At 70.1% G+C, this 3521-nt stretch carries 3 protein-coding genes; all 3 read left to right on the forward strand.

Translation table 11 applies throughout. The features are described 5' to 3' along the window. A partial coding sequence (locus C1A38_RS30265; RefSeq protein ID WP_233197117.1) for an ester cyclase occupies positions 1–538 on the forward strand: 538 nt, incomplete at its 5' end. 195 nt (positions 539–733) lie between these two features. After that, a complete protein-coding gene (locus C1A38_RS30270) occupies positions 734–1828 on the forward strand; it encodes an aminotransferase-like domain-containing protein (protein ID WP_102661085.1) in 1095 nt (364 codons plus the stop codon). A gap of 478 nt (positions 1829–2306) precedes the next feature. Beyond that, on the forward strand, positions 2307–3365 hold the full coding sequence (corA, locus tag C1A38_RS30275; RefSeq protein WP_502696967.1) for a magnesium/cobalt transporter CorA: 1059 nt from the start codon (positions 2307–2309) through the stop codon (positions 3363–3365). Positions 3366–3521: the final 156 nt, after the last annotated feature.

Consider the following 3521-nt stretch of genomic DNA (forward strand, 5'->3'; position numbering starts at 1 on the left):
TATGGGGGGTTGGGTCGGGGGTGGAGTGGGTTGGTGGGAGGTCAGGATGCGTGGGGCGGACCGGTTGATCGAGCAGCAGTACGCCATGCTGCTGCGGCGGGACGTGGCCCGCCTGCCCGAGTTGTACGCGGTCGACGGCAGCTACGGCATGCCGGGCGTGACGGTGCGCCCGACCGAGTTGCCGGCGCTGCTGCGTACCTGGACGGGTGCCTTTCCTGATCTGCGGGTCGACCCACTCGGCGCGGTACGCACGGCCGGTGGGGCGGCGGTCGAGCATCGGCTGACCGGCACCCACACCGGGGTGCTGCACACCCCGTTCGGCACCGTCGCGCCGACCGGTCAATCCGTGTCCTGGCAGGTGGTGGACATGGTCCGGGTACGGCGGGGTCGGATCGTCACCTGGCGGTGCTACTTCGACTGGGGGCAGCTGATCACCTCGCTCGGGGTGCAGGTGGCGGGCCTTTCCCGGCAGGTGCCGTTGGCATCCGTGTCGACCGGCGAGCCGGGGTTCGCCGGACGGGAACCGGCGGCGGCCTGACCTGCTCCGCCGTCCGGCCGCACCTGCCGCGCAGTCCGGCGCGACCGGGCTGACTCCCCGGTCGGCTGAGCCCGTCCTCCCGGGTCGCCCGCCTCACCTTCCCGGTCGCTCGGCTCACCCGACCCGGTGGCTCAGGATGCGGACATCGCCGTGCCGTCGGCGTACGCCCTGTTACCGCACGTACGCTGAACAGCCATGACCGCCGAGCAGTTGATCTCCTTCGCCCGTGGCGCGCCTTCGCTGGACATCGTCGATGTCGAAGGGCTCAAGGCCGCCGCCGTCCGCGCGTTCGATGCCGATCCCGCCGGGGTGACCGCGTACGGCACCTCCGTCGGCTACCTTCCGCTGCGGAAGTGGATCGCCGAGAAGCACGGGGTCCAGGCCGACCAGGTGTTGATCACCAACGGTTCCCTGCAGGCCGACGCCTTCCTCTTCGACCACCTGGTACGCCCCGGTGACGCCGTGGTGGTGGAGCGGCCGACCTACGACCGGACCCTGCTGAACCTTCAGCGGATGGGCAGCGAGCTGCACGGGATCACCATCCAGCCGGACGGCCTGGACACTGCCGAGCTGCGCAAGCTGCTGGAGTCCGGGGTGCGGCCACGGCTGGCGCACATCATCCCGAACTACCAGAACCCGGCCGGTGTGACGCTCTCCCTGGACAAGCGCCGGGAGCTGCTGGAGCTGGCCGCGGAGTACGGCTTCACGATCTTCGAGGACGACCCGTACGCCGACATCCGGTTCCGTGGCGAGCCGCTGCCGTCGATGCTGTCGATGGACACCCGCGGCGTCGTGGTGCACGCCTCCAGCTTCACCAAGACGGTCTGCCCCGGCGTACGGGTCGGCTACCTGATCGGCCCGGCGGACCTGATCGGTGCCATCGCGAGCAAGGCGACAAGCCTTTACATCTCGCCCGGGATGGTGGCGCAGGCGATCGTGCACCAGTTCTGCGTCTCCGGCGACATCGAGCGGTCGATCGAGACGGTCCGGGCGGCGCTCGGCGAGCGGGCGCGGGTGCTTGCCGAGTCGCTGCGCCGGCACATTCCCGAGGCCCGGTTCGTGGAGCCGGACGGCGGCTACTTCCTCTGGGTCGAGTTGCCGCAGGACGTCGACGTCGAGAAGTTGGCGCCGGCGGCTGCCGAGCGGGGCGTCGCGGTGGTCAAGGGCAGTGATTTCGTCATCGACGGTGGGCGGCACGCGCTCCGGCTCGCCTATTCGGCGGTCACCGCGGATCGCGTCGACGAGGGCGTGCGGCGGCTGGCCGAGGCGGTGGAAGCGGTTCGCGGCTGATTATCTGTCGGGTTTCTGACAGTACGGCCACATCGGTCGCTCCAGGGCTCCCCCTTGGGGCGACCGGCGGCTCACAATGCTGCGAGCGTCACTCACCTGCGTACTGCGGCCTTTCGGGCTTCGACCGTCGTGGACATGCCCGACGCGAGCCGGTCGCCGTACGCCCCGGGTGACGCGGCAGCACCACCCCCGCCCCCATGGCGCCGGGCGGGCCGGGCCGCAGCCTCACCCCCCGTAGCGGTCCGGTCCGTCCGGCGCCACCCCCCGGCGGTCGCCGGAGCCACCATGATCGTCGCCGCGGCGTACCCTGCAAGCCGCAACCAGGGCGTGCGGAGGGGGCGTGATGACCGATCGGATCAAGCGAGGCCGGAACACCTCCACCGCCGACCAGCGGACGTCACCGCCGGATCAGGATCGGGCCCGCTCCGCGGTCGCCGGCCGGGCGCTGCGGCCCCGCGACTGGTCGCCGGTACGCGCCGTGACACGTCGCCTCAGTCCGGACGGAACACGGACGGTGACGGCTCCGGCCGAGTCGCCGCGCAGCGCGGTGGTGGACTGCGCGGTCTACGTCGACGGTAGGCGCCAGCCCGGCGAGTGGAACTTCGCGGAGGCGCTGGCGGCGGCGCGCCGCGAGGAGAGCGGCTTCGTGTGGCTCGGGCTGCACGAGCCGGAGCTGGCCGAGATGACCGAGATCGCCGAGAGCTACGGGCTGCACGAGTTGGCCGTCGAGGACGCGGTCAAGGCTCAGCAGCGGCCCAAGCTGGAGCGCTTCGGCGAAGTCAGCTTCCTGGTGTTGCGTACGGCCCGCTACTGCGAGCACACCGAGCTGACCGAGAACTCCGAGGTCGTGGAGACCGGGCAGGTGATGCTCTTCATCGGTCCGCACTTCCTGATCAGTGTCCGGCACGGCGACGCCAGCCGGCTCGCACCGGTTCGGGAGGAGTTGGAGGGCCGGCAGGATCTGCTGCTGCACGGCCCCTGGGCGGTCGCGTACGCGATCACCGACCGGGTCGTCGACCTCTACCTGGAGGTCGCCGACCAGCTCGAGGACGACATGGACGTGCTGGAGATCGAGGTCTTCGACCGTCAGGCCACCGGCCGGATCCAGCGGATCTACCAGCTGAAGCGGGAACTTGTGGAGTTCAAGCGCGCGGTGATGCCGTTGCAGCGTCCGCTGCTCGCGTTGACCACGCAGATGAACCGCGAGGTGCCCAAGGAGGTACGCCGTTACTTCCGTGACGTGCAGGACCACCTCAGTCGTACGGTCGAGCAGGTCAACTCGTACGACGACCTGCTGAACTCGATCCTCCAGGCCCGCCTGGCCCAGGTGACGGTCGACCAGAACAACGACATGCGCAAAATCGCCGCCTGGGCGGCCATCGCCGCCGTCTGGACCGCCATCGCCGGCATCTACGGCATGAACTTCGAGTTCATGCCCGAACTGAAGGTGGCCTACGGCTACCCCGTGGTCCTGGCCCTGATGCTCACCATCTCCCTGGCCCTCTACCGCTGGTTCCGCCGCAACGACTGGCTCTAACCCCCTCCCGCCCTCCCCGCATCCTCACCCCTCACCCCCCACCCCGCCGATCTTGCAGTTTCGGTCGCTGATTCGCGGCACAAGTCCGCTTTGCACCGACACAAAGTGCAAGATCGACGGGGCGAGGGGGGTGGGTGAGGGGCAGGGGGCAGGGGG

Source organism: Verrucosispora sp. ts21, from assembly GCF_002879555.1.
GTDB lineage: Bacteria > Actinomycetota > Actinomycetes > Mycobacteriales > Micromonosporaceae > Micromonospora > Micromonospora gifhornensis.

Excerpts from the sequence above, each read along its gene's own strand:
- C1A38_RS30270 (WP_102661085.1), top strand. The coding sequence starts at position 734 with ATGACCGCCGAGCAGTTGATCTCCTTCGCCCGTGGCGCGCCTTCGCTG.